Raw genomic sequence first — 24,676 nt, 5'->3', positions numbered from 1 at the left:
TCAGTTCTCCAGAAGGTCGGTGTCGCGGATGCGGGCGGGGTCGATCTCGACCTCGGTCCGCTCAACCTGGGCGGCCTCGGTCAGGCGCTCCACCTCGGCTTCGACCAGCGCGTTGCGGGCCACGTCCTCCAGCTCCGGGCGCACGTCGTCGAGGGCGGGGACTTCCTGCTCCCGCACCTCGTTGAGGCGGATGACGTGCCAGCCGAACTGGGTCTGCACCGGATCGCTGACCTCGCCTGCCTCCATGCCCTTCACGGCCTCCTCGAACTCGGGGACCATCATGCCGGGGCCGAACCAGCCGAGCTGGCCGCCGTTCGGGCCGGTGGGGCCGGTCGACTCCTCCTGCGCGAGCTCGGCGAAATCTGCGCCCTCCGCGATCTTCCCGGCGATCTCCTGCGCGGCTTCCTCGGTCTCGACCAGGATGTGGCTGGCGTTGTATTCGGTGGCGGGTTCGGCGTTGCCGTAGATCTCGTCATAGGCGGCCTGCACCGCGGCATCGTCCACGGGCTCGGCCGTCAGACGCTCCAGCACACGTCCGGCGAGGAAGGCGCGCGTCTCGTTCTCGAGGCCGATCTCGTCGGCGCGAGACAGATCCTCGCGCGCGGTGTCGGACAGGACCTGCTGCTGGATGATCTGGTCGAGCATTCCCTGGTACAGAAGGTCGTCCGGCAGTTCGAGGTATTGCGCGGGAAGCCGCCCGCGCAGCGCGATGAGGTTGCCTAGCGTGATGTCGGTTCCGTTGACGGTGGCCAGCACGGTCGAGGCATCGGGCTTGGCGGCCCCGTCAGCGGCGTCCTGCGCGAAAGCGGGGGCCGAGAGGGCGAGGGCCAGCGCGGCCCCGGTCAGAAGTCGTGTCATCTTGGTCCTTTCCGGTCGCAGGGACCGATGTTGTCAGGCGTCCCGGGGTGCGTTCGTTGACACCCGTCGGGGCGGGTCTTAAGTGCGGCGAGGATATTTTTCACCGCGCCCGCCCGTGATTTCCCCCTTGTGATATGGGGCCTTTCGATGGTCGGCAAGGGTGCGAGCCGAGGGACGGACATGCTGGGACTGGGTGCTATCGCGAAGAAGGTCTTCGGCACGCCGAACGACCGCAGGGTCAAGGCCACGCTGAAGCTGGTCGAGCGGGTCAATGCGCTGGAGCCGGAGTTCCAGAAGCTGACCGATGATGAGATCAAGGAACGGACGCTCGCTCTCAAGGCGCGGGCGGAAGGCGGGGAATCGCTCGACGACCTGCTGCCCGAGGCCTTCGCCAACTGCCGCGAGGCGGCGCGCCGTGCCTTGGGCCTGCGCGCCTTCGACACGCAGCTTCTGGGCGGGATCTTCCTGCATCAGGGCAACATCGCCGAGATGAAGACGGGCGAGGGCAAGACCCTGGTCGCCACCTTCCCGGCCTATCTGAACGCGCTGGCCGGCAAGGGCGTGCATGTCGTCACCGTCAACGACTATCTGGCGCGGCGCGATGCGGAGTGGATGTCGAACGTCTATTCCGCGCTTGGCCTGACCACGGGCGTCGTCGTCCCTCAGCAGCCGGAGGAGGAGAAGCGCGCAGCATATCAGGCCGACATCACCTATGCGACCAACAACGAGCTGGGCTTCGACTACCTGCGCGACAACATGCGCGCCACGCGCGAGGAGATGGTTCAGCGCGGTCACAACTACGCCATCGTGGACGAGGTGGACAGCATCCTGATCGACGAAGCGCGCACGCCGCTGATCATCTCCGGCCCGTCGGAGGACCGCAGCGACCTCTATCTGCAAGTGGACCGCCTCATTCCCGAGATCACCGAGGAACATTACACCAAGGACGAGAAGCAGCGTTCCGTCACCTTCACCGACGAGGGCAACGAGTGGCTGGAGCAGCGTCTGGTCATGGCCGGTATCCTGCCCGAGGGGCAGTCGCTCTACGACCCGGAATCGACCACCATCGTCCATCACGTCAACCAGGGTCTGCGCGCGCACAAGCTGTTCCAGAAGGACCAGAACTACATCGTGCGCAACGACGAGGTCGTGCTGATCGACGAGTTCACCGGCCGCATGATGGCCGGGCGTCGCCTGTCGGACGGGTTGCATCAGGCCATCGAGGCGAAGGAGGGCGTGTCGATCCAGCCCGAGAACGTGACGCTCGCCTCGGTGACGTTCCAGAACTATTTCCGCCTTTATTCCAAGCTGTCGGGGATGACCGGCACGGCCGCGACGGAAGCCGAGGAATTCGCGTCGATCTATGGTCTCGGCGTGGTCGAGGTGCCGACGAACCGGCCCATCGCGCGCGCCGACGAGCACGATCAGGTCTATCGCACCGCCGCCGAGAAGACCGCCGCCATCGTGGCCGAGATCCGCAAGGCGCACGAGAAGGGCCAGCCGGTCCTCGTCGGCACCACCTCGATCGAGAAGTCCGAGATGCTGTCGCAGCTTCTGCAGAAGGAGGGCCTGCCGCACAACGTCCTGAACGCCCGCCAGCACGAACAGGAAGCCCAGATCGTGGCCGACGCGGGCAAGCCCGCCGCCATCACCATCGCCACCAACATGGCCGGCCGCGGCACCGACATCCAGCTGGGCGGCAACGTCGAGATGAAGGTGCTGGAGGCGCTGGCCGCCGACCCCGATGCAGACCCCGACGAGGCCCGCGCGCGGATCGAGGCGGAGGTTGCCGCCGACAAGGAGAAGGTCAAGGAGGCGGGCGGGCTGTTCGTCCTGGCCACGGAACGTCACGAGAGCCGGCGCATCGACAACCAGCTGCGCGGCCGGTCGGGCCGTCAGGGCGATCCGGGGCGGTCGGTGTTTTTCCTGTCGCTCGACGACGACTTGATGCGGATCTTCGGATCGGAACGGCTGGAAAAGGTGCTGAATACCCTGGGCATGAAGGAAGGCGAGGCGATCATCCACCCTTGGGTGAACAAGTCGCTGGAGCGTGCGCAGGCCAAGGTCGAGGGGCGCAACTTCGACATCCGCAAGCAGCTTCTGAAGTTCGACGACGTGATGAACGACCAGCGCAAGGCCGTCTTCGAGCAGCGGCTGGAGATCATGGAAGCCGAGGACATCGGCGAGATCGCGCAGGACATGCGCCATCAGGTCGTCGATGATCTGGTGGACGAATACCTGCCGCCGAAGTCCTACGCCGACCAATGGAACGCGCGCGGGCTCTATGCGGCCGCGCTCGACACGCTGGGCATCGACGTGCCCGTCATCGACTGGGCCGACGAGGAGGGCGTGGATCAGGAGGTCGTGCGCGAACGTCTCTACGAGGCGAGCGACAAGCTGATGGCCGAGAAGGCGGAGGCCTTCGGGGCCGAGCAGATGCGCCAGATCGAAAAGCAGTTCCTGCTCCAGACCATCGACGGCAAGTGGCGTGAGCATCTTCTGACGCTCGAACACCTGCGGTCGGTGGTGGGGTTCCGCGGCTACGCGCAGCGGGACCCGCTGAACGAATACAAGACCGAAGGCTTCCAGCTGTTCGAGTCGATGCTCGACAGCCTTCGCAGCGACGTTACGCGCAAGCTCGCCCGCGTCCGGCCCCTGTCGGAGGAGGAGCGCAAGGCGATGATCGAGCAGATGATCGCCCAGCAGCGCGCCACCGCCGCAGCCGGCACGCCGCAGCCGGTCGATCAGCCGACAGCTGCGGCGGATGGCGCGGCGCCGGGCTTCGTGGCCGACAACCCCTCGACCTGGGGCAACCCCGGCCGGAACGAACCTTGCCCCTGCGGGTCGGGCAAGAAATTCAAGCACTGCCACGGGGCCTATTGATGACGCCCGCCGGCGCGGGCGACCGCCGGCGCCTGATCCTCCATATCGGTCATGGCAAGACGGGCAGTTCGGCCATCCAGAGCTTCCTGTCCGCCAACCGCGACCGGCTTGCGGCGGCGGGGATCGACTATCCGCCGTTGTCGTCGGAAGCGGAGGAGCGGGCCACCCGCGGCGACACCATGTTAGGAAACCTGGCGATGGGGGCGGACTGGGTGCAGGCCATCCACCGGCGCATGGCGGAAAGCCGTCAGAACGTCGTCCTGTTCTCGAACGAGACCGTCTTCCACAAGGTCGGGTCGGATCCTGCGCCCTTCGCCGACCTTGCCCGTGCCCATGCTCTGACGGTGGTGATGTTCCTGCGCGACCCGTTCGACCATGTGCTGTCGAGCTATGACCAGGCGCTGAAACGGGGACGCCTGCCTGCGACGCCGGAGTCCCACGCGGGGAAAAGCCGGGTTCTGGAACAGGCGGCGGATCTTCTCGACGGGCTCGACCACTTTGGTGTGCCGGTCGTGCTGCGGAACTATTCGCGCAGCCCCGACCTGCTCGCGACGTTCCTCGGCACGCTTCCCCTCGCCGACCCCGACAGGTTCCTCATGGGTTCCACGGTCGGGGACCGGCCGGTCAACCGGTCGCTCGCCGCAGGGGAGCGATCGTTCCTCCGCGCCCTCGTGCAAAGCGGGGCGGGGTCGCTTGCCCGCGGTGTGGCCGATGCCCTGGTCGACGGTCTGCCACGCGTCCCGGCCGACAGGGTGTCGCTGTCGCCCGAGGTCGTGGCCGAACTGTCCGCGGCATGGGCCGGCCCGTTGGCCCGCATCAACGCCCGCCTGCCCGCGGACGAGAGGCTGAGGCTGATCGCTCCCGAACCGGCGGACCCGCGATCCATGCCCGCGACGCTGGATGCCGAGCAGCTGTCGGTCATCGCCACCGCCATCGCACGGGAGATGCGGCGCATGGCCACGCCATCGGCGAAGCAGGAGGAGTTCGACACCTTCTGGACGCTGGCGGACAAGCACGAGACGGGCGCGCGGGTAAGCCGGGGGGAGCAGGCCTTCCTTCTTCGCAAGGCGCTGGAGATCAGGCCGGGCGCGCCCGTCGTGAAACGCCGCCTGCGCGCGATCCTGGCGTCGCGACTGGGCGAACCGCAGAACTCAGGTCCCTTGTCGGGGTAATTGCCAAGGCCCGCTGCGCGCGCGAAAGTGGCGCATGGAAGACGACATCCTCGAAACGATCCCCCTGCGCGACGAACTCCTGAGCCTCTGGGCGCAGGCGTCGGGGATGGTGGCCGACATGCTGCAGCCGGGGTGGAAGCTGTGGCAGTGCTTCATCATCCTCGGCCTGGTGCTGCTCGCCTGGGTGCTACGGCGCTTGGCGGGCGACGCGATGACGCGCTGGATGCGGAACCAGACCGGCCGTCCGAAATGGCAGCTTCGCTGGCTTGTGATCGTGCGCAACCGGCTGGGACTGGTGATCTTCGCCCTGCTGGGCTGGGCCGTGTTCCTCGTGATGCGCGAGGTGACATGGCCCTCGCGCAGCTATCTTATAGGCCTTGCCGCGACCATGGGCACGGCCTGGATGGTGGTCAGCTTCGTCGCGCGCCTGGTGCGCAACCCGTTCTTGCGCAAGATCGTGACCTGGGGACTGTGGATCTATGTCACGCTGTTCTACCTCGGCGTCCTCGACGAGACACGGCAGCTTCTGAACGACCTGGCCATCGAGTTCGGGACCTTTCGCGTCTCGGCCCTTGGCATCGTCACGGCGTTGGTGGCCATCGGCGTCCTGTTCGCGGGCGCCCGCGTTCTGGCGCGCACCACGGCCAGCCGTATCTCGAAGAACGAGGACATCAGCCCTTCGATGCGGGTCCTCGTCGTCAAGCTGGTCCAGATCGTTCTCTACGTCGGCGCGTTCTTCCTGGGGCTCAAGGCGGTGGGGTTCGACCTCACGGGGCTTGCGGTCCTGTCGGGCGCGATCGGCGTGGGCCTCGGCTTCGGCCTGCAAAAGGTGGTGTCGAACCTTGTTTCGGGGTTCATCATCCTGCTCGACAAGTCGATCAAGCCCGGCGACGTCATAACGATCGGCGACACCTTCGGATGGATCAACTCGCTGACAGCCCGCTACGTGTCGATCACCACGCGCGACGGCAAGGAATATCTGATCCCGAACGAGGATCTCATCACCGGGCAGGTGGTGAACTGGTCCCATTCGAACAGCTTCGTGCGCCTCGACATCTTCTTCGGCACGGCCTACGGCGACGACCCGCATCTGGTCCGCAAGGTCGCCATAGAAGCAGCGGTCGACACGCCGCGCGTGCTGAAATCGACGCCGCCCGTCTGTCACATCGTCGGTTTCGGCGACTCGTCTGTGGATTACATCCTGCGGTTCTGGATCGCGGATCCGACGCAGGGCCTCACGAACATTCGCGGCAACGTCTACCTGGCCCTCTGGGACGCATTCAGGGAGGCGGGCATCTCCATTCCCTTCCCACAGCGCGAGGTGCGTGTGCTGGCTGATGCGGCCGGTCCGCAGACGCCGGGCGACTGACGGGGGCGCATTGACGATGGGCAGCGGGATGCCCACATGGCCCCTGATGCGTTGCCGGGGATGGTCCCCGGTGCTAGACTTTTCAGGTGTCGTGCTCCGCGCGCGACCCCACATCCCGGAGGATCGGGCACTGACTGCCGATACCACACCTTCCCATGCGGCCGACGCTCCGCGCGCGCCGGGGGACCAGAGGGCCAGCGACGCCACGCTCGCGCTCATCCTGAACTCGCTCGATGAAGACAAGGCCGAGGACATTGTGCAGATCGACCTGCGCGGCAAGTCGTCCGTGGCCGATCACATGGTGGTCTGCTCGGGCCGGTCGACCCGGCAGGTCACGTCGATCGCCGAGAAGCTGTCCGAAAGACTCAAGGACACGCTGGGCCGCACCGCCCGGACCGAGGGCAAGACCCAGGGCGACTGGGTGCTGCTCGACGCGGGCGACGTCATCGTTCACATCTTCCGCCCCGAGGTGCGGGAGTTCTATCAGCTCGAGAAGATGTGGCAGGACCCGTCGGCCGCGCAAGCCGCCCGTCCCATCTGAGGTGAAGTTGCAGCTCATCGCCGTGGGCCGTCTCCGCAAGGGGCCGGAACGCGCTCTCGTCGACGATTATCTCGACCGGTTCGCCAAGGTCGGGCGGGGCGTCGGCCTGCCGCCCGTGTCGATAGTGGAGGTCGAGGCGAAGGGCGGGATGGGTCCCGAGGCTGCGGTCATCGACCGTGCCCTGGCCCCCGGCGCGGCAATGGTTCTCTGCGACGAACGCGGAAAACAGATGACATCGCCCGATTTCGCGGCCCGCATCGGCGACTGGCGCGACGGCGCGTGCGACGTGGCCTTCGTGATCGGCGGCGCGGACGGGCTGGACGCGGGCCTGCGCGCGCGGGCCGACCTTGCCATCGGCTTCGGCGCGATGGTCTGGCCGCATATGCTGGTGCGCGTCATGCTGGCCGAACAGCTCTACCGCGCGGCTTCCATCCTTGCGGGCAGCCCCTATCATCGGGTCTGAAGCCCGCAGGAACCGAGGCGAAGGGAAGACCATGAAGAAGAAACCCGTTGTGCTGTGCATCCTGGACGGTTGGGGCGTCTCGGACCGGCCCGAGCAATCCGCGCCCGACGTGGCCGACACGCCGAACTTCGACCGCCTGATGGCGACCTGCCCCCATGCCACGCTGACGACCTTCGGCCCCGCGGTGGGCCTGCCGGAAGGGCAGATGGGCAATTCCGAGGTGGGGCACATGAACATCGGCGCAGGGCGCACGGTGTGGATGGACCTCGGCCTCATCAACAGGTCCATCGAGGAAGGCACCTTCGCCAAGGAACGCGCGCTGACGGACTGGATCCGCGCGCTGCGGGACGGTGGCGGCCGGGCGCACCTGATGGGGGTGATCTCGGACGGCGGCGTGCACGGCCACATCGATCACCTGCTCGCCGCTGCCCGCGTGCTGACGGAGGCCGGCGTGCCGGTCGTCGTCCATGCGATCACCGACGGCCGCGACGTGCCGCCCAATTCCGCGGAAGGCTTCTTGAACCGGCTGCTCGACGGCCTGCCCGAAGGCGCCACGGTCGCCACGCTGACCGGGCGCTACTACGCGATGGACCGCGACAACCGCTGGGACCGCGTGCAGCGCGCCTGGGCTGCGATGACGTGGGGCGAGGGCGAGCATGTGCCCGATGTACACGCCGCGCTGGCGGAGGCGCGGGCGCGCGGCGAGAGCGACGAGTTCATCCACGCCACGGTCATCGGCGACTACGAGGGGATGCGCGATGGCGACGGCCTGTTCTGCCTGAACTTCCGCGCCGACCGCGCGCGCGAGATCCTGGCGGCCCTGGCCGACCCCGATTTCGACGATTTCGAGACGCGGGGCCGGCCCGCGTTGCACATGCTGGGCATGGTCGATTATTCCGAGGCGCACGATGCCTACATGTCCACGGTCTTTCCCAAGCAGACCGTCCCTAACACCTTGGGGCATTGGGTGGCGCTGAAGGGTCTGACGCAGTTCCATTGCGCCGAAACCGAGAAATACCCCCACGTCACCTTCTTCCTGAACGGCGGCGTCGAGGAGCCGGAGGAGGGCGAGGACCGGCACATGCCGAAGTCCCCCGATGTCGCCACCTATGACCTGCAACCCGAGATGTCGTCGGTCGAGGTGACGGACCATTTCGTCGCCGCGATCGAGAAGGGCTACGACCTGATCGTGGTGAACTATGCCAACCCCGACATGGTGGGCCACACCGGCGATCTGCAGGCCGCTGCCCGCGCCTGCGAGGCGGTCGACACAGGCCTGGGTCGCGTGCTTACAGCTTTGGAAGGGACCGATGGCGCGATGATCGTCTGCGCCGACCACGGCAACTGCGAGACGATGGTGGATGCGGAGACCGGCAAGCCGCACACCGCGCATACGACCAACCCCGTGCCCGTGATCCTCTACGGCGCGCCCGAGGGGACGCGGCTGAACGACGGGACGCTGGGCGATCTGGCGCCTACGCTGCTGGAGCTGATGGGGGTGGAGAAGCCCATCGAGATGACGGGCGAGAGCCTGATCGCATGATCCTGCGGGCCATTCCGATCCTCGTGTGCCTGTCGCTGCCCGCCGCCGCGCAGACCGCCTCCGAGGGGGCGCGGCTGGCGGCGGGGAAGCTCGCCACCGCCGCGCGACAACTGGACGAGGCGGGCGGCGCGTCGGACCGCGTGGCCGCCTTGACGGCCGTGATCCGCGCCTATGAGGACGGGCTGTCGGCGCTGCGCGACGGGTTGCGACAGGTGGCGCGGCGCGAAAGCTCGCTGACGGCGGTTCTCAGCGCGCGCGAGGCGGAGGTCGCCCGGCTCATCGCCGCGTTGCAGGCGATGGAACGCGCGCCGGGGCCGCTTCTGCTGCTGCATCCGTCGGGGCCGCTCGGCACCGCGCGCGCGTCGATGATGCTGGCCGAGGTGACCCCCGCGCTCGACGCACGGGCCGACGAATTGCGGGTGGCATTGGCCGACCTTCGCGACCTGCGGCTGTTGCAGGAATCGGCTGCCGATAGCCTGGAGGAAGGCCTGGCCGGAGTGCAGGAGGCCCGCGTCGCCCTGTCCGAGGCCATCGCGGAGCGCACCGACCTGCCCGCGCGCATGACCGACGACGGCGCGCGCATCGCCGCGCTCCTGGGCCGGGTGGACACGCTGGAGGCCTTCGCCGACGGTCTCGGCACCCTGCCGGGGACGGAGGAGACCGAACTGACCCTGCCGCTGCCCGCACCGGCGGCCGGGACGCTTCTGCACGGGTTCGATGAGGCGGACGCGGCGGGGATCGCGCGGCCGGGTCTCGTGTTGGCCGTGCCGCCCGCCGCGATCGTCACGGCCCCCGCGGCGGGCACGGTGCGATATGCCGGCCCGCTCCTCGATTACGGCAATGTGATCATCCTCGAGCCCGAACCGGCCACTTTGCTGGTGTTCGCAGGGCTCGACGAGGTCTACGCACGTCAGGCGGAGATCCTGGCACCCGGTGCGCCGCTGGGGCTGATGGGCGGTGCGGCGCCCGATGCGGTGGATTTTCTGCTCGGGACGGTCGGCGGCGGTGGCGCATCGCGTTCCGAGACGCTTTATATCGAACTGAGACAGGGCGGCAGGCCCGTGGACCCGGCGACCTGGTTCGCCATCGAATAGGGAAACGACATGAACAAGCTTGCGATGGCCGCCGGGGGCGGCATCCTGGCGGGGATTCTCGCCACGACCCAGCTGGCGGGTCCGCTTCTCGCGCAGGAGGCCGGGAAGGCCTCCGTCTACGAACAGCTCGACCTGTTCGGGATCGTCTTCGAGCGGATCCGCAACCAGTACGTCGAGGAAGTCGACGAGGGCGACCTGATCGAGGCCGCGATCAACGGGATGCTCACCTCGCTCGACCCGCACAGCTCCTACCTGCCGCCGCGCGATTTCGAGGACATGCAGGTCGACACCCGCGGCGAATTCGGCGGCCTCGGCATAGAGGTCACGCAGGAGGATGGCTACGTCAAGGTCATCACCCCTATGGACGGCACCCCCGCCTTCGAAGCCGGGGTCGAGGCGGGCGACTACATCACCGCCGTCGACGGCGAGAGCATCCTGGGCTTCACGCTGGAGGAAGCGGTCGAACTGATGCGCGGCCCCGTGGGGTCGGACATCGTCGTCACCATCCTGCGCGAGGGGCTGGAGGAGCCGCTCGACATCACCATCACCCGCGACACGATCAAGCTGACCGCCGCACGTGTCCGCCGCGAGGGCAACAGCGTGGTCATCCGCGTGTCGACCTTCAACGACCAGACCGTCCCCAACGTCCATGAGGGCTTCGAGGAGGTCGTGGCCGAGATGGGCGGGTTGGAGAACGTGAACGGCGTCGTGCTGGACCTGCGCAACAACCCCGGCGGCCTGCTAACGGCGGGCGTGGATCTGGCGGACGATTTCCTCGAACAGGGAGAGATCGTCTCGACCCGGTCGCGCAACGCCGAGGACGGTGACCGCTTCAACGCGGAAGACGGCGACATCATCGACGGCCTTCCCATGGTGGTGCTCATCAACGGCGGGTCGGCCTCGGCCTCCGAGATCGTGGCCGGCGCGCTTCAGGATCATCGCCGTGCGGTGGTCGTGGGCACCAAGTCCTTTGGCAAGGGCAGCGTGCAGACCATCATGCCGGTGCAGGGCGACGGCGCGATCCGCCTGACGACGGCGCGCTACTACACACCCTCGGGCCGGTCGATCCAGAACCTCGGGATCAGCCCCGACATCGTCGTGGTCCAACCGCCGCGTGAGTTGCCGGACGCCGAGGAGACGGCGGAAGAGACCGCCCGCCCGACCCGCACCGAGTCGAGCCTGCGCGGCGCGCTGACCAACGACAGCCTGTCGCCCGACGAGCAGGAGCAGATCCGCAAGGAGCAGGCGGACGCGGAGGATGCCGCAAAGCTGCGCGAGGAGGACTACCAGATGGCCTATGCCATCGACATCCTGAAAGGCCTGACGGCCATCGAGCCGAAGTGACCGAAACCAAGACGGCGCCCATGACCCCGGAGATCGCCAGCCTGCCCTGGCGCCCCTGCGCGGGTGTCTGCCTGACCAACCCTTCGGGGCTGGTCTGGGTGGGCGAGCGGCTGGACCGGCCCGGTGCCTGGCAGATGCCGCAGGGCGGGATCGACGCGGGGGAGACGCCCCGCGACGCCGCCCTGCGCGAACTGACCGAGGAGACGGGCCTGTCGCCCGGATCCGTCACCCTGCGCGCCGCGCTGCCCGAGCCGCTGCGCTATGACCTGCCTGCCGACCTGGCGGGCAAACTCTGGAAGGGGCGCTACCGCGGGCAGGAGCAGCACTGGTTTCACATGGTCTACGACGGGCCGGACGATGCCGTGGACCTCGACGCCCATGTCCGCGAGTTCTCACGCTGGGCCTGGCTTTCCGGCCCCGAGGTGCTGGCCGCCATCGTGCCCTTCAAGCGCGACATCTATGCCGCCGTCCTGCGGGGGTTCGACCTGCTGTGAGCCCTGCGCCCTTTCACCGGAGACATCCATGCGCCGCCTGATCCTCGCTGCCCTCATCTCCACCGCCATGGCCGGGCAGGCGAACGCCCTGTCGTGTCTTCGGCCCAGCGTCCAGCGAAGCTTTGCCACGGCGAGCGAATCGGACGCGCAATACGTGCTGGCGGTCGGCCGCATCCGGCTTCTGCCGGGGGAGAAGGTTCCCTCCACCGGCAGCGACCCGAACGCGCGGCAGGGCTATTCCGTCAAGGCGCGCTTCGACGGCAAGCTGGCGGCGGCGGACGGCTTCACCGAGGACGCGGCGTTTCCGCTGACGGTGCAGGTGGAATGCGCGGGGGCGTGGTGCGGGGGCGTCCCGCTCGACCGGGTTCTCGCGTTCATCGAGCGCCGGGGCGAGGAGAACGTGCTCGTGGAAGGCCCGTGCCCCGCCTTCGCCCTGGCCGCGCGACCCGAGACCATCGCCGCCGCCGAAGCCTGCCTGTCGGGCGGGGATTGCACCCCGCCCGAAGGTTGAACGACGGGCGGATTACTCGCCGATGGCCACACCCTCGCGCCGCGGGTCGGCGCCGCCGGTGAGCGTCTCGCCCAGGGCTATGACATGGAGGCCGGAGGTCAGGTCGCGCACCTCGGTCTCGAACCCAAGCTGCTGCAAGGCTCCGGCCATGTCCGCGGCGGATGTCCCTTCCTCCAGATCGAAGGTACCGAAGCGGTTGACCATGTTGGGCAGCGCGATGGCGGCCTGCACGTCCATGTCCCAGTCCATGTGGGCGATGATGGTCTTGGCGACATAACCGATGATCCTGCTGCCGCCGGGGCTGCCCACCACGAGGACGGGCTTGTCGTCGCGCATCACGATGGTCGGCGCCATGGAAGACCGGGGCCGCTTGCCCGGCTCGACCCGGTTGGCGACGGGCCGCCCGTCCTCATGCGTCTCGAAGCTGAAGTCCGTCAGTTCGTTGTTGAGGAGGAACCCGCCCGGCGCCAGCAACCGCGATCCGAAGCCGTTCTCGATGGTCGTCGTCATCGACAGGGCATTGCCGTCCGCATCCACGATGGAGATGTGCGAGGTCGACGGCAGTTCGATGCTCCGGTCGTCGCTCAGGAGCATCGCGTGATCCCAGGGCGGCGTTCCGGCGCTGACCTCGGGCAGGCTGTCGTCGCCCGACAGAAGATCCGCCCGTTCCGCCAGATAGGCGGGGTCCAGAAGCCCGCTGACAGGCACCGGAACATAGTCGCTGTCGGCCATGTAGCGGCCCCGGTCCGCAAAGGCGAGGCGGGAGGCGTCGCCGATGATCCGCCAGGCCTCCGCGCTGTCGGGACCCATGGCGCCGATGTCGTAGGGCTCGATCAGCCCCAGGATCTGCCCCACGGTCAGCGCGCCGGACGAGGGCGGGCCCATGCCGCAGACCTCGGCCTCGCGATAGGGCGCGCAGACGGCCTCGCGCTCCACCACGTCATAGGCGGTCAGGTCGTCGAGCGTCAGGACACCCGGCTGCGCCGCGCCCCGCACCGTCGCCACGATCCCCTCGGCCACCTCGCCGGAATAGAAGGCATCGGTGCCGTCGCGCGCCAGCTTGCGGAGCGTCTCGGCATAGGCGGCGTTCTTGAGGGTCGAGCCTTCGGCGATGGCCTGTCCGTCCGGCAGGAAATAGGCGGCCGTGGCATCGGAGACCGACAGCTTGTCCGCATCCTCGGCCACCAGCGCGGCGAGGCGTGGCGAAACCGCGAACCCGTCTTCGGCGAGGCCTATGGCGTCGTCGAAGAGCGTGGACCAGGCGGTGCGGCCCCAGCGGCGGTGCGCCTCCTCCAGCAGCATCGGCGTACCGGGGGTGCCGACCGACAGGCCGCCGACGACCGCGTCGAAGAACTCCATCGGCGTGCCGTCGTCCTTGAGGAACAGCTTGGGCGTCGCGGCCATCGGCGCGGTCTCCCGCCCGTCGAGCGTCGTGAGCTCACCCGTGGCGGCGTCGTACCAGACGAGGAAGGCGCCGCCGCCCAGACCCGAGGACTGCGGCTCGACCAGCCCCAGCACGGTCTGCACCGCGACCATGGCGTCGGCCGCCGTGCCCCCCTCGCGCAGGACGCGGGCACCGGCCTCGACGGCCAGCGGATTGGCGGCGGTGATCATCCAGTTCTCCGCCTCCACCGGGGCGCGGGCCTCGGTCGCCGTGCCGGTCGCGCCTTCGGGCGTGACGGCGTCGGTGGCGATCTGGGCCTGGGCCGGCAGGGCCAGCAACAGCGATAGGGTCAGGGCAATACGCATGATCTCTCTCCCGTCGTGAATGGCGACAGGATGACGGCATCGGTCGCAAAAACAATCCTTCATGTGACGCGGGGGCACAAAGGCGCCGCGACGGGGCCGGGGGCGTTGAACTGCACGCGGCAGCGGGGCTAGGTGCGGGAATGACATTGCAGGAACTCTACGCGGCCCGCGTGGCCAAGGGGCGCATCACCCCCGACCCCGCGCAGGAGGCCGCGCTGGCGCCGCTCGAGACGATCCGCGCCAAGCTGGCGGAGCCGGACCGGCGCGGCCTGTTCGGGCGGCGCAAAGCCCCCGAGGGGTCGATGGGGTGTTATCTGTGGGGGGGCGTCGGGCGCGGCAAGTCGATGTTGATGGACCTGTTCCACGAAGCCGCGCCGGTGCCGTCGCGCCGCGTCCACTTCCACGCATTCATGCAGGAGATCCACGACGGGATGCACCGCGCCCGCGCGGCCGGGCAGACCGACGTGGTGGGCCCCGTGGCCGAGGCGGTGATCGCCGATACCCGCGTGCTTTGCTTCGACGAGATGCAGATCACCGACATCACCGACGCCATGGTCGTGGCCCGCCTGTTCGACAAGCTGTTCGCGGGGGGCGTGCATGTGGTCACGACGTCGAACCGGCGGCCCGACGACCTCTACAAGGACGGGCTGAACAGGGCGCTGTTCCTGCCCTTCATCGAGATGGTGAAGGAGCGGATGATTGTGCACGAACTGGCCTCGCCGCGCGACTGGCGGCAGGACCGCCTGACAGGGGAGACGCGATACTTCGTGGGCGGCGGCGCATTGGATGACGTCTGGGCCCGCCTGTCGGGCGGCCGGTCGGAGGGGCTGACGCTCCGGGTCAAGGGCCGCGACCTGCGGCTGGAGGATTTCGCATCGGGGGTTGCGCGGGCGTCCTTCGCCGACCTATGCGGCCGGCCGCTCGGGGCGGGCGATTATCTGGCACTGGCGCGGGCGGTGCGGGTGCTGATCCTGACTGACGTTCCACGGCTGGACCGCGCCCACCACAACGAGACGCGCCGCTTCGTCACGCTGATCGACGCGCTCTACGAGGCGGGGGTCAAGCTGATCGTGTCGGCCGAGGCCGAGCCGGAGGACCTGTCGGGCACCGACGTCTTCGAGTTCGAGCGGACCGCGAGCCGCCTGCGCGAGATGCAGGCCGAGGATTGGGGCAAGGACGCGTCGGCGGGCCAGGGCCCATAGCCTCTCGGCGAATGGCGGCGGCGCAGGTTGCGGCTGGGTTGTCGCAGCGGGTGGCGATGCGCTGGAAAGTCCTTGATGCGGCAGACGGCGCGTTGGACGAGGTCTCGGCGTTATTGGCAAGCCCGACCTTGTTGCCCGTGGCGTCAGGGTCGATGCCCGTTCTACAGACGGCGTTTCGGATGTCCTAAGGAGTTGAGGACGCCAGCCATCAGGCGCGCCCTCCGACAATCTCACAGCGGGCAAGCGACACGCCCTCCTTCGTGCCCCGGCTATGGAACGTCTTTCGCGCGGTTCAGTGCTTCCGCCGAGGCGCCCACGGAAAACGTCGCGGTGAAGAACGTCGGGTCCATCCATAAATCCACGCCGGAAAGCACGTTCGCCGTGACGCCGATGTTTCCGTGCTCGGGATCTTGCAGCATCGCTTTGTCGTTCGTCAGGTCGTCTTCAAAGTTCTTCGACCGTTCCGGGGCGAAGCCGCTTTTCTGCTCGCCGAGGTTCGGGAAGAAATACTCGCTTTCGTAAGGCGTCCTGCGTTCCTCCGTGAACAGCTTGACCGGATAGAGCCTGTTCCGCCCCATGTCGTGGCGCCGGCGGATTTCGGCGAAAGTGGCGGAAACGGCGAACGGCCCCGCTGCCGAGAAGATGTGCTTACGTTTCTCATGCTCCTTGCTCGCCGGCCTGATCCACATCTCCGACGGGTAGCGGTCGGATGAGGTTTCTTCGCCGGTTTCGGAGGCTTGGGTTCGCTTGCTGAAGGTCTTCTCACCCGTCCTGTCGTCCTCCATCCAGTGGTAACAGGTAGACCCACAGATCGAACTCGACTTCCGCGGAATGTCCGTAACGCGGACCCTGCGGTCTGCCTCCCTTATCGCCGCCGCCGCCGGCTGTCCCCTACGTCCCGCGCAGCATACAGCAGGCAGCCCCCTATAGCGGCCGCTTCGGCGGTCGAAAGGATGCCGGCGTCCGGGTGGCGCGCGTGACGGTCATCCGAGGACTGCAGGTCAGCCGGTCTCGGACTCCACTTCATGGATGTTGGCCTCAGGTGGGCGAGACCTCGACCAGCGCTGCGGCGGCATGGGAAAGGTCGCCCCGGACGGTGACTTCGGCAACGGAGTCGAGCCTCTTCACCGCGCCCGCCTGCCGACGCCTTCCACGCCAGTCCTCAAAGTCCAGCCCGTCGAGCGGCGCGAAGGTGCCCAGCCCCCGGCGGGGCGGCACATGGACGGTCGCGCCCGAATTGAACGGCGCGATCTCGGCCCGGTCCCACACCGGCGCAAGCAGGCGGAGGGTGTCGAAGACGTGCCATTCGCTGGCGTAGCCGTGTCGCCTGCGGGCCTTCAGGTTGCCCGCGCCATGCCGCTTCGTGGGCCAGAAGAACACACGCACGTTCAGCATGCCAAGCCAGTCCGCCGGCGTCAGCGCGTCGTCCAGCACGCCGGCCAGCCGCTTCTCGGACAGGGGCGCATTGTCGGTGATCCGTACCGACGTGCCGTCTGCCAGGGTCAGGTCAATCGCGCGGGGACGGCGGGTATCGGGCAATTCCTGCCCCGCCAGCCGGGCAAGGCTGCGCGCGGTCAGGAGCCCATGCCGCCGGATGCCGTCGAGGCTGCCTGCGGACGACAGACGGTAGAGGCGGGGATGCCGGGCGGCGAAGGCTTCGGGTGTCACAGGCGACGCCGGGGCAGGGCCAGCGACGACATGATGAGCGGCCCGCAGGGGTTCGCCGCATCGGGCGAGACGGCGAGCGGGGTGTCGGGGGTGATGCCCGATTCTTCGATGAAGACGCCGTCGACGCAGACGTCCTGCGCCCGGTTGCCGCCGTTGAAGCCGAAGCCCGGATCGCCGCAGTCGTCGGCGAATCCGTTGGCGTTCCATTCCTGATAGGTGCCGTTCTCGCGGTAGCCGCCCATGGGAAACGACAGCGTGCGCGTGTCGAAGCGGAGGGTGAACGAGGTGTCGGGCTTCCGGTCCTTGAGCGACCATTGCCCCAGCCGCCGGTCGTCGTGCCAGCCGGTGATGCCGAAGGAGGTGACGCTGTCTTCGGTCACGATGCCGCGGATGTCGTCCGGGTAGCCGATGTGCCCTTCGATCCGGTAGCCGTTCGCGCCGGTCCAGCAGAAGGCGTGGGTCGCCGCCTGCGCCGGGGTGGCCAGGGCGGCAACGAGGAGCGCGAGGCGGATCATGCGTTTTCCCTCAGGACATGGCCGGCAAGATAGAGCGACCCGCAGATCAGGATGCGGGCGTCGGGTGCCCGGGCGGTGACGGTGGCGATGGCCTGCGCGACGGAACCGGCCTCCGATGCGGACAGACCCGCGCGCGTCGCGGCGGCGACGGTCTCGGCGGCCGTCAGCGTGTTCGTCTCGCCGGGGATCGAGACGGCGTGCAGGTCGTCTGCCAGCGGCGCGAGCGGCGCCATGTAGCCGGTGGCGTCCTTGGTGTTGAGCATTCCGCAGATCAGGTGCAGCGGAGCGGGCGGCAGGCGGGTCAGCGCCTCGGCCAGCGCGGCCCCGGCGGCAGGATTGTGCCCGCCGTCGAGCCAGAGTTCGGCGCCGCCCGCCGCATCGACCAGCGGCCCCGATCGAAGCCGTTGCAGGCGGGCGGGCCATTCGGCACGCGTCATCGCGGCCTCGGCCCCGGCGGCACGGTCCAGAAGGCGCAGCGCGGCTATGGCGGCGCCGGCATTGTGCGCCTGGTGCCGGCCGATCAGCCGCGGCAGGGGCAGGTCCATCAGCCCGGTCTCGTCCTGGAAGATCAGGCGGCCGGCTTCCTCGGCCACATGCCAGTGCTGGCCGTGGACGTGGAGCGGTGCGCCCAGCCGCGCGGCCTGCCGTTCGATGACCTCGAGCGCCGCGTCGTCTTGCGGGCCCACGACGCAGGGCACCCCGCGTTTCAGGATGCCAGCCTTCTCGCCCGCGATGGCGGCCAGCGTGTCGCCCAGGAACCCCTCGTGATCTATGGACACGGGCGTGATCACGCAGAGCGCCGGATCGACGACGTTGGTCGCATCGAGCCGTCCGCCCAGCCCGACCTCCAGCAGGGTCCAGTCGGCGGGGGTGCGCGCGAAGGCCAGGAAGGCGGCGCAGGTCGTGATCTCGAAATAGGTGACGGGTGCGTCGCCGTTCGCCTGCTCGCATTCCGTCAGCAGGGCCGACAGCTCGTCCTCCGCGATCAGGTCGCCCGCCACGCGGATGCGTTCGTGGAAGCGGGCCAGATGCGGCGAGGTATAGGCATGGACGGTATCGCCCGCCCCCTCCAGCCCGGCGCGGATCATGGCGAGCGTCGATCCCTTGCCGTTGGTGCCTGCGATGTGGACCACGGGCGGGATGGCCCGTTCGGGGTGATCCAGCGCCCCCAGCAGGCGGTGAACCCGGTCGAGCACCAGGTCGATCACCTTGGGATGCAGCGACATCAGCCTTTGCAGGACGACGTCCGACCCCTCGGTCACTTCGCATCTTCCGGCTGCGCCTCGGGGGCGGGAGCGATCGCGACCTCGGCCACGACGGGGGCGGGCAGTTCGCCGTGCACGATCGGTCCCTGGCCCGTCAGCATCCGCAGGATGGTGGCCAGTTCGTCGCGCAGTTCGCCGCGCGGCGTCACCCGGTCGAGCATCCCGTGGTCGAGAAGGTATTCCGCCCGCTGGAACCCCTCGGGCAGCGTTTCGCGGATGGTCTGCTCGATCACGCGCGGCCCGGCGAAGCAGATCAGCGCACCCGGCTCGGCGATCTGCACGTCGCCCAGCATCGCATAGCTCGCCGTGACGCCACCCGTGGTCGGATGGGTCAACACGACGACATAGGGCAGCCCCGCCTCCTTGAGCATCTCGACCGCCACTGTCGTGCGCGGCATCTGCATCAGCGACAGTATCCCCTCCTGCATCCGCGCGCCGCCCGCGGCCGAGAACAGGATCAGCGGCCGGTGCAGCGCCACGGCGCGTTCGGCGGCGGCGATGATCGCGTTGCCAACGGCCATGCCCATGGACCCGGCCATGAAGCCGAAATCCTGCGCGGCGGCGACGACGGGGGTGCGGTGGATCTCGCCCTCGGCCACCAGCATGGCCTCGGCCTCGCCGCTCGACTTCTGCGCGGCCTTCAGGCGGTCGGGATAGCGCTTCTGGTCGCGGAACCTGAGCGGATCCTCGATGGGTTTCGGGACCGTCACTTCGGTGAAGATGCCGCCGTCGAACAGGGCATCGAACCGCGCCCGGGGGGCGATGTACATGTGGTGCCCGCAATTGGTGCAGACGTTCAGGTTGTCGCGCAGTTCACGGTGGAACAGCATCGTCCCGCATTCGTCGCACTTGGTCCACAGGTTCTCGGGCACCTCGCGCCGCGAGAACAGCGAGTTGATCTTGGGCCGGACGTAGTTCGAGATCCAGTTCATGTGCTTACCCCGCGTTTGGCTGAGGGGATAGCCACTGGCGCCGCCGGATGCAATTCCGTGCCCACGCGGGTCAGGCCGCGGCCCGCGTAGCCCGCCGGGCCAGCCAGAGGCGGATGCAGGCCCAGACGATCACCGTGGTCAACGCGTCCTGCACGATCAGCGGGCGCAGCGTGCCCACGTCGGCCGCATCGAAGGGCGTGACGTAGAGCGCGAGGCCCGACAGCGACCCGTCCAGCGCCACGATCAGGATGGCCGTCGCATTGTTGACGAAGTGCAGTCCCCAGGCGGCGCCGATGTTGCCCGTCACCCGCGTGAGGTCGGCGGCGAGCAGCCCGAACAGCGTCGCCACCGCGACCAGCCAGATGGCATTCGACCCCGCGGTGACGGGATCGTAGTGCAGGCTGCCGAAGATCAGCGCGGGGACCAGCATCCAGACGAGGGGGCTGCGGAAGCGTGCGGCGAGCTGGCCTTGGAGGTAGCCGCGGAACAGCACCTCCTCGGCGCCGGTCTGGACGAGGAGTCCGAGAAGCGCCAGCGGCAGGAAGCTGAGAAACATCGGCAGCGGCGTGTTGGGCACCAGCGGGAACCCCGGCGGCATCAGGAGGAGGGCTGCGGCGAAGACCGCGACCGTGATCGCGGCGGCCATGACGAACCCGCGCAGCACGCCATTCCCCAGGACCGAGGCCGCCGGGCGCCGGTGCAGCAGGCGCGCCACGACCAGCGGCCCCGCGAACATCCCGCCGAAGGTCGCCAGCATCAGCAGGACCGAGGTGGGCGTGTCCGCCGCCGCGATGTTCTGCATCCACCCCATCAGGCCGGCCGTCCCCGCCAGCGACCAGACCGCCAGCAGCAGCGCCATGATCCCGACCGCATAGATCGCCACGGTCAGCACGATGCCCAGGAACAGGCGCCAGATCTGCGGTCGGAACCGGGCAGGAGCGACGAAACGCTCGAATTCGACGGTCCACATGCGCTGCCTCATCCGCTTTTGCGCGATCCTAGACGCCCGATGTCCGGCCGGCAATCGCGCGCGCGTGCCGACAAGGCTCCTTGTCCAGTGGGGACGCGGCGTCTATCCCCGTTGGCCAAAGGGACAGGAAGGAACCGCCGCCATGCTGAAGGCCCCCACCGACAAGTCTAAGCTGCCGAGCCGTCACGTGACCGAAGGTCCGTCGCGTGCGCCGCATCGGTCGTACCTCTACGCGATGGGGCTGGGCGACGAGGACATCCACCAGCCCTTCGTCGGCGTCGCGACCTGCTGGAACGAGGCCGCGCCCTGCAACATCGCCCTCAACCGGCAGGCACAGGCCGTCAAGCTGGGCGTCAAGCAGGCGAACGGGACGCCGCGGGAGTTCACGACGATCACCGTGACCGACGGCATCGCCATGGGGCACGAGGGAATGCGGTCGTCGCTGGCGTCGCGCGATGCCATCGCCGACACGGTCGAGCTGACGATGCGGGGGCATTGCTACGACGCCATCGTGGGCCTTGCGGGTTGCGACAAGTCGCTGCCGGGGATGATGATGGCGATGGTGCGGCTGAACACGCCCTCGGTCTTCATCTACGGCGGGTCGATCCTGCCGGGGCGCCTCAACGGCAAGGACGTGACCGTCCAGGACGTGTTCGAAGCGGTGGGCCAGCATCAGGCCGGCAACATGTCGGATGCCGAATTGGAAATCCTGGAGCGCGTCGCCTGCCCGAGCGCGGGCGCCTGCGGCGGCCAGTTCACCGCCAACACCATGGCCTGCGTGTCCGAGGCCATCGGCCTCGCGCTGCCCAATTCGTCCGGCGCGCCGGCGCCTTACGAGTCGCGCGACCAGTACTGCATCGCCTCGGGCGAGGCGGTGATGCGCCTGATCGAGCGCGACATCCGCGCCCGCGACATCGTCACACGCAAGTCGCTGGAGAACGCGGCGCGCGTCGTCGCCTGCACCGGCGGGTCCACCAACGCGGGCCTGCACCTGCCGGCCATCGCCCATGAGGCGGGGATCGAGTTCACGCTGCAGGACGTCTGCGACATCTTCCGCGACACGCCCTATTTCGTCGATCTGAAGCCCGGCGGCGCCTATGTCGCCAAGGATCTCTACGAGGCGGGGGGCGTGCCCGTGGTGATGAAGGAACTCCGCAAGGCAGGCCTGATCCACGAGGACTGCATGACCGCCACCGGCCATTCCATGGGCGAGGAGTTGGACCGCGTGACGCTGGAAGCGGACGGCAAGGTGATCCACCCGGTCTCGACCCCGATCACCGCGACCGGCGGCGTCGTCGGCCTGATCGGCAACCTGGCGCCCGAGGGGGCCATCGTGAAGGTCGCGGGAATGGAGGCGCGGCATCAGGTCTTTACCGGCCCCGCCCGTGTCTTCGAATGCGAGGAGGACGCCTTCGAGGCCGTCAAGGCGCGCAAGTACGAGGAGGGCGAGGTCATCGTCATCCGGAACGAGGGCCCTGCCGGCGGCCCGGGCATGCGCGAGATGCTGGCCACCACGGCGGCGCTGTCGGGGCAGGGCATGGGCAAGAAGGTCGCGCTCATCACCGACGGGCGTTTCTCGGGCGCGACGCGGGGCTTCTGCGTGGGCCACGTCGGCCCGGAAGCGGCGCATGGCGGCCCCATCGCGCTGGTGCGGGACGGCGACGTCATCACGCTGAATGCGGTCGAGGGGACGATCTCGGTCGATCTGTCGGACGCGGAACTGGAGGCGCGGCGCGAGGACTGGTCCGGACCGCGCAAGACGATGTATTCATCGGGCGCGCTGTGGAAATACGCGCAACTCGTCGGCTCGGCCCAGAAGGGCGCCTGCACCCATCCGGGCGGCCAGGGCGAATCCCACGTCTACATGGACCTCTGAGGCGGAGCATGGCCGAGGATCCCCCCGGACTCATCGACGGCCTGCGGTCCCGCCGCTCGCTTCGGCGGTGGCGCCGGGCGGCGCGCGACGGGGGCGCGATACCGCTCGCCGACCTCGCGCGGCTGGCCCCTGCGGCGCGAGCCCTGGCCGTTTCCGCCGGCTATGTCACGCGGGCGGCCGACCGCCGCCTGCTGGGGGCGGGCGATGGCATGGAATGCCCGCCGCAATGCGACTGGGCCTGGCGGCCGGATCCCTGGGCCGCCGCGCTGTCGCCCGTATCGGTCGCGGGCGCACTCGACGGCACACGGCTGGCCCAGGGCGTGACGCTGTTCCACGACTGTCCGATGGCCGAGATCACCCTGCACCAGCATCGCAGGACGTCCGCCGGGGCAAGGGCGCCCTTCGCCTTGTCGATGGACGTCCTGGGGTTCCACGGCTCGTTCCTGTCGCTGGCCATCGACCTGCCGCAGGAGGCGGCGCAGGGCCTTCGGCGTTCGCATATCGTCATCGTCTCGGCCCGCCTGCGGACGGAGCGTCCCACCGAGGCGTTCGTGCGCCTCAACATCCGGCAGGGGCCGAACACCGAACAACTCATCAGCCAGTTGCAGCCGGGCGACCGGCCCGGCGATCCGCTGCGCGCGGAGTTCGACCTGGGGTTCCACGACCTGAAGCCCGCAAAGCTCGAGTCGGCCTGGATCGACTTGATCATCGAGCGGCCCGAGATGACGCAGGTCACGATCGACGATCTGACGCTGACCCGCCGTCCGCGCGCCGACATCTAGAAAGGACCGCCATGACCGCCTGGACCTTGAACCGCATCACCGTCGCATCCGGGGTCTATCGTGGTCTTCTGACGGGCGAGGGAGAGCCGCCTGCGCTCGAGATGGCGATGGGTGACGAGGTGCTGGGCAACCTGACGGCCTCCGCCGCCGAGGGCGGCTGGCAGGTCGAGGGCGAGATGGGTCCTGCGCCGCTGACGGACGGGACGTGGACCGTGGCGATCCGCACCCCCGAGGGCGATATGCTGGACAGCGTCACCATCGTTACGGGCCTCGGCGCGCCGGAGGACATGCGCGCCGAACTGGACGCCTTGCGCGCCGAAGTGGGCATTCTGAAGACCGCGTTCCGGCGCCATGTGAACGGCGACTGACGGGCCCATGACCGCGGCGATCCGCCTGCGGATAGGGAATTCCGGTGTTTCCTGCCCCGGTTAAATCCCGAAACCATCCCGTCATTGACCCAACCAAGGCACGGAGATGCCGCAATCCGACAGCATTGATCGAGGCCACCTTAAATCCCTCCGGAGGGTCTGCCGCCATGGATCGACTGTCAGAAATGGAAGCCTTCGCCACGGTCGTGGACCAGGGCGGCTTCACGGATGCCGCGAAGAAGCTGGGGATTTCCAAGTCTGCCGTCTCCAAGCATGTGTCCGCGCTCGAGACCCGCCTCGGCGCGCGGCTTCTCAACCGCACGACACGTCGGGTGTCGCCCACGGAGATCGGGCTGGCCTATTACGACCGGGCACGTCGCGTCCTCAACGACGCGGGCGAGGCGGATGCGCTCGTCACCTCGATGCAATCGGCGCCGTCGGGGATGCTGCGCGTCTCGGTGGCCACGGACTTCGGGGTGAACCACCTGTCGCCGATCCTGGGCGGGTTCCTGCACGAATACCCCGACATCACGGTCAACATGGTGCTCAACAACCGCTACGTCGAACTCATTTCCGAAGGGTTCGATCTGGCCGTCCGCATCGGCGATCTTGAGGACAGCAGCCTGCGCGCCCGCAAGCTGGCCGAGACGCACAAGCAGATGATCGCCTCACCTGCCTACCTGGAGGAATACGGCCGCCCCCAGCGGATCGACGACCTCAACGAACACAAGCTGCTGCACTACTCCAACCAGGCCAACGGATCGGTCTGGAAACTGACGGCGCCCTCGGGCGAGAAGCGGCAGGTGCGTTCGGCGGGCTGGCTGACGGTGAACGACGGGCAGTCGCTGCTCAACGCGGCGATCAACGGGCTGGGCATCGCCTTCCTGCCCGATTTCCTCTATGCCGACGCGATGAAGGACGGCCGCCTCATCCCCGCGATCGAAGGCCTCGCCCCGGAGACGCAGGGTATCTACGCCGTCTATCCGCCGGGCCGCTACACGCAGCCCAAGGTGCGCGCCTTCATCGACTTCCTCGTCGACAGCTTCCGCGAGAAGGGCCCCGGCGGCTGGTAGGCGG

The 24,676-nt window shown here is 68.5% G+C and carries 23 protein-coding genes; 15 read left to right on the top strand and 8 right to left on the bottom strand.

Annotation, left to right across the window (positions count from 1 at the left end; genetic code table 11):
• A complete protein-coding gene (locus tag JAN5088_RS06865; RefSeq protein ID WP_055682066.1) occupies positions 1-858 on the bottom strand; it encodes a peptidylprolyl isomerase in 858 nt (285 codons plus the stop codon).
• A 180-nt stretch (positions 859-1,038) separates the two neighbouring features.
• On the opposite strand from JAN5088_RS06865, the gene secA reads away from it, so the two are divergent.
• The 10 genes from secA to JAN5088_RS06815 all read left to right on the top strand — a co-directional run bounded on the left by secA (position 1,039) and on the right by JAN5088_RS06815 (position 12,272).
• Positions 1,039-3,741, top strand: a complete 2,703-nt coding sequence (gene secA, locus JAN5088_RS06860) for a preprotein translocase subunit SecA (RefSeq protein WP_055682065.1) — start codon at positions 1,039-1,041, stop codon at positions 3,739-3,741.
• Complete coding sequence (locus JAN5088_RS06855) at positions 3,741-4,913, top strand: hypothetical protein (protein ID WP_055682064.1); 1,173 nt, start codon at positions 3,741-3,743, stop codon at positions 4,911-4,913. Before secA ends, JAN5088_RS06855 begins: the two co-directional genes overlap by 1 nt.
• Before the next feature lie 34 nt (positions 4,914-4,947).
• The gene (locus JAN5088_RS06850) at positions 4,948-6,282 is read left to right on the top strand and encodes a mechanosensitive ion channel family protein (protein ID WP_055682063.1); all 1,335 of its coding nucleotides are present in this window, start codon (positions 4,948-4,950) and stop codon (positions 6,280-6,282) included.
• 70 nt (positions 6,283-6,352) lie between these two features.
• Positions 6,353-6,823 carry a ribosome silencing factor gene (rsfS, locus tag JAN5088_RS06845; protein ID WP_370736405.1) on the top strand — a complete coding sequence of 157 codons (471 nt, stop codon included), beginning with the start codon at positions 6,353-6,355 and terminating at the stop codon, positions 6,821-6,823.
• A gap of 1 nt (position 6,824) precedes the next feature.
• Positions 6,825-7,286, top strand: a complete 462-nt coding sequence (gene rlmH / locus JAN5088_RS06840) for a 23S rRNA (pseudouridine(1915)-N(3))-methyltransferase RlmH (RefSeq protein WP_055682062.1) — start codon at positions 6,825-6,827, stop codon at positions 7,284-7,286.
• 31 nt (positions 7,287-7,317) lie between these two features.
• Positions 7,318-8,829 carry a 2,3-bisphosphoglycerate-independent phosphoglycerate mutase gene (gpmI, locus tag JAN5088_RS06835; RefSeq protein WP_055682061.1) on the top strand — a complete coding sequence of 504 codons (1,512 nt, stop codon included), beginning with the start codon at positions 7,318-7,320 and terminating at the stop codon, positions 8,827-8,829.
• Entirely contained in the window at positions 8,826-9,923 is a 1,098-nt protein-coding gene (locus JAN5088_RS06830; protein ID WP_055682060.1) for a murein hydrolase activator EnvC family protein, read from the top strand. Before gpmI ends, JAN5088_RS06830 begins: the two co-directional genes overlap by 4 nt.
• 9 nt (positions 9,924-9,932) lie before the next feature.
• Complete coding sequence (locus JAN5088_RS06825; protein WP_055682059.1) at positions 9,933-11,267, top strand: S41 family peptidase; 1,335 nt, start codon at positions 9,933-9,935, stop codon at positions 11,265-11,267.
• A gap of 20 nt (positions 11,268-11,287) precedes the next feature.
• Positions 11,288-11,761, top strand: coding sequence for an RNA pyrophosphohydrolase (locus JAN5088_RS06820; protein WP_055682251.1), 474 nt, complete (start codon positions 11,288-11,290; stop codon positions 11,759-11,761).
• 28 nt (positions 11,762-11,789) lie between these two features.
• Positions 11,790-12,272, top strand: coding sequence for a hypothetical protein (locus JAN5088_RS06815; RefSeq protein ID WP_055682058.1), 483 nt, complete (start codon positions 11,790-11,792; stop codon positions 12,270-12,272).
• 12 nt (positions 12,273-12,284) lie between these two features.
• On the opposite strand, the gene ggt is transcribed toward JAN5088_RS06815, so the two are convergent.
• Positions 12,285-14,021 (bottom strand): gamma-glutamyltransferase, encoded by a 1,737-nt coding sequence (gene ggt / locus JAN5088_RS06810; RefSeq protein ID WP_055682057.1) that lies wholly within the window; start codon positions 14,019-14,021, stop codon positions 12,285-12,287.
• 140 nt (positions 14,022-14,161) lie between these two features.
• Here ggt and zapE point away from each other — a divergent pair, with 140 nt between their 5' ends.
• A complete protein-coding gene (zapE, locus tag JAN5088_RS06805; RefSeq protein ID WP_055682056.1) occupies positions 14,162-15,223 on the top strand; it encodes a cell division protein ZapE in 1,062 nt (353 codons plus the stop codon).
• Between the two features lie 269 nt (positions 15,224-15,492).
• On the opposite strand, the gene JAN5088_RS06800 is transcribed toward zapE, so the two are convergent.
• The 6 genes from JAN5088_RS06800 to JAN5088_RS06775 all read right to left on the bottom strand — a co-directional run bounded on the left by JAN5088_RS06800 (position 15,493) and on the right by JAN5088_RS06775 (position 20,573).
• Positions 15,493-16,008: a hypothetical protein gene (locus JAN5088_RS06800; protein WP_055682055.1), complete on the bottom strand. Its 516-nt coding sequence runs from the start codon at positions 16,006-16,008 to the stop codon at positions 15,493-15,495.
• Positions 16,009-16,261: 253 nt separating this feature from the next.
• Positions 16,262-16,891 carry a DUF7002 family protein gene (locus JAN5088_RS06795; RefSeq protein WP_055682054.1) on the bottom strand — a complete coding sequence of 210 codons (630 nt, stop codon included), beginning with the start codon at positions 16,889-16,891 and terminating at the stop codon, positions 16,262-16,264.
• Positions 16,888-17,406: a hypothetical protein gene (locus JAN5088_RS06790; protein ID WP_074962392.1), complete on the bottom strand. Its 519-nt coding sequence runs from the start codon at positions 17,404-17,406 to the stop codon at positions 16,888-16,890. Before JAN5088_RS06790 ends, JAN5088_RS06795 begins: the two co-directional genes overlap by 4 nt.
• A complete protein-coding gene (locus JAN5088_RS06785; RefSeq protein ID WP_055682250.1) occupies positions 17,403-18,632 on the bottom strand; it encodes a bifunctional folylpolyglutamate synthase/dihydrofolate synthase in 1,230 nt (409 codons plus the stop codon). The genes JAN5088_RS06790 and JAN5088_RS06785 overlap by 4 nt, the downstream gene beginning before the upstream one ends.
• 32 nt (positions 18,633-18,664) lie before the next feature.
• On the bottom strand, positions 18,665-19,603 hold the full coding sequence (accD, locus tag JAN5088_RS06780; protein WP_055682053.1) for an acetyl-CoA carboxylase, carboxyltransferase subunit beta: 939 nt from the start codon (positions 19,601-19,603) through the stop codon (positions 18,665-18,667).
• Positions 19,604-19,673: 70 nt separating this feature from the next.
• Positions 19,674-20,573, bottom strand: a complete 900-nt coding sequence (locus JAN5088_RS06775) for a CPBP family intramembrane glutamic endopeptidase (RefSeq protein WP_055682052.1) — start codon at positions 20,571-20,573, stop codon at positions 19,674-19,676.
• Between the two features lie 142 nt (positions 20,574-20,715).
• On the opposite strand from JAN5088_RS06775, the gene ilvD reads away from it, so the two are divergent.
• From ilvD to JAN5088_RS06755, 4 genes are all read left to right on the top strand, one after another.
• Positions 20,716-22,449, top strand: coding sequence for a dihydroxy-acid dehydratase (gene ilvD / locus JAN5088_RS06770; protein WP_055682051.1), 1,734 nt, complete (start codon positions 20,716-20,718; stop codon positions 22,447-22,449).
• Between the two features lie 8 nt (positions 22,450-22,457).
• Positions 22,458-23,231 carry a DUF6478 family protein gene (locus tag JAN5088_RS06765; RefSeq protein ID WP_055682050.1) on the top strand — a complete coding sequence of 258 codons (774 nt, stop codon included), beginning with the start codon at positions 22,458-22,460 and terminating at the stop codon, positions 23,229-23,231.
• An 11-nt stretch (positions 23,232-23,242) separates the two neighbouring features.
• Entirely contained in the window at positions 23,243-23,599 is a 357-nt protein-coding gene (locus JAN5088_RS06760; RefSeq protein WP_055682049.1) for a hypothetical protein, read from the top strand.
• Between the two features lie 167 nt (positions 23,600-23,766).
• A complete protein-coding gene (locus JAN5088_RS06755; protein ID WP_055682048.1) occupies positions 23,767-24,672 on the top strand; it encodes a LysR family transcriptional regulator in 906 nt (301 codons plus the stop codon).
• The last annotated feature ends 4 nt before the right edge of the window (positions 24,673-24,676 follow it).

Origin of the sequence: Jannaschia rubra (genome assembly GCF_001403735.1) — a bacterium.
GTDB classification, from domain to species: Bacteria; Pseudomonadota; Alphaproteobacteria; order Rhodobacterales; family Rhodobacteraceae; genus Jannaschia; species Jannaschia rubra.
This window is presented reverse-complemented; position numbering and strand designations above follow the sequence as displayed.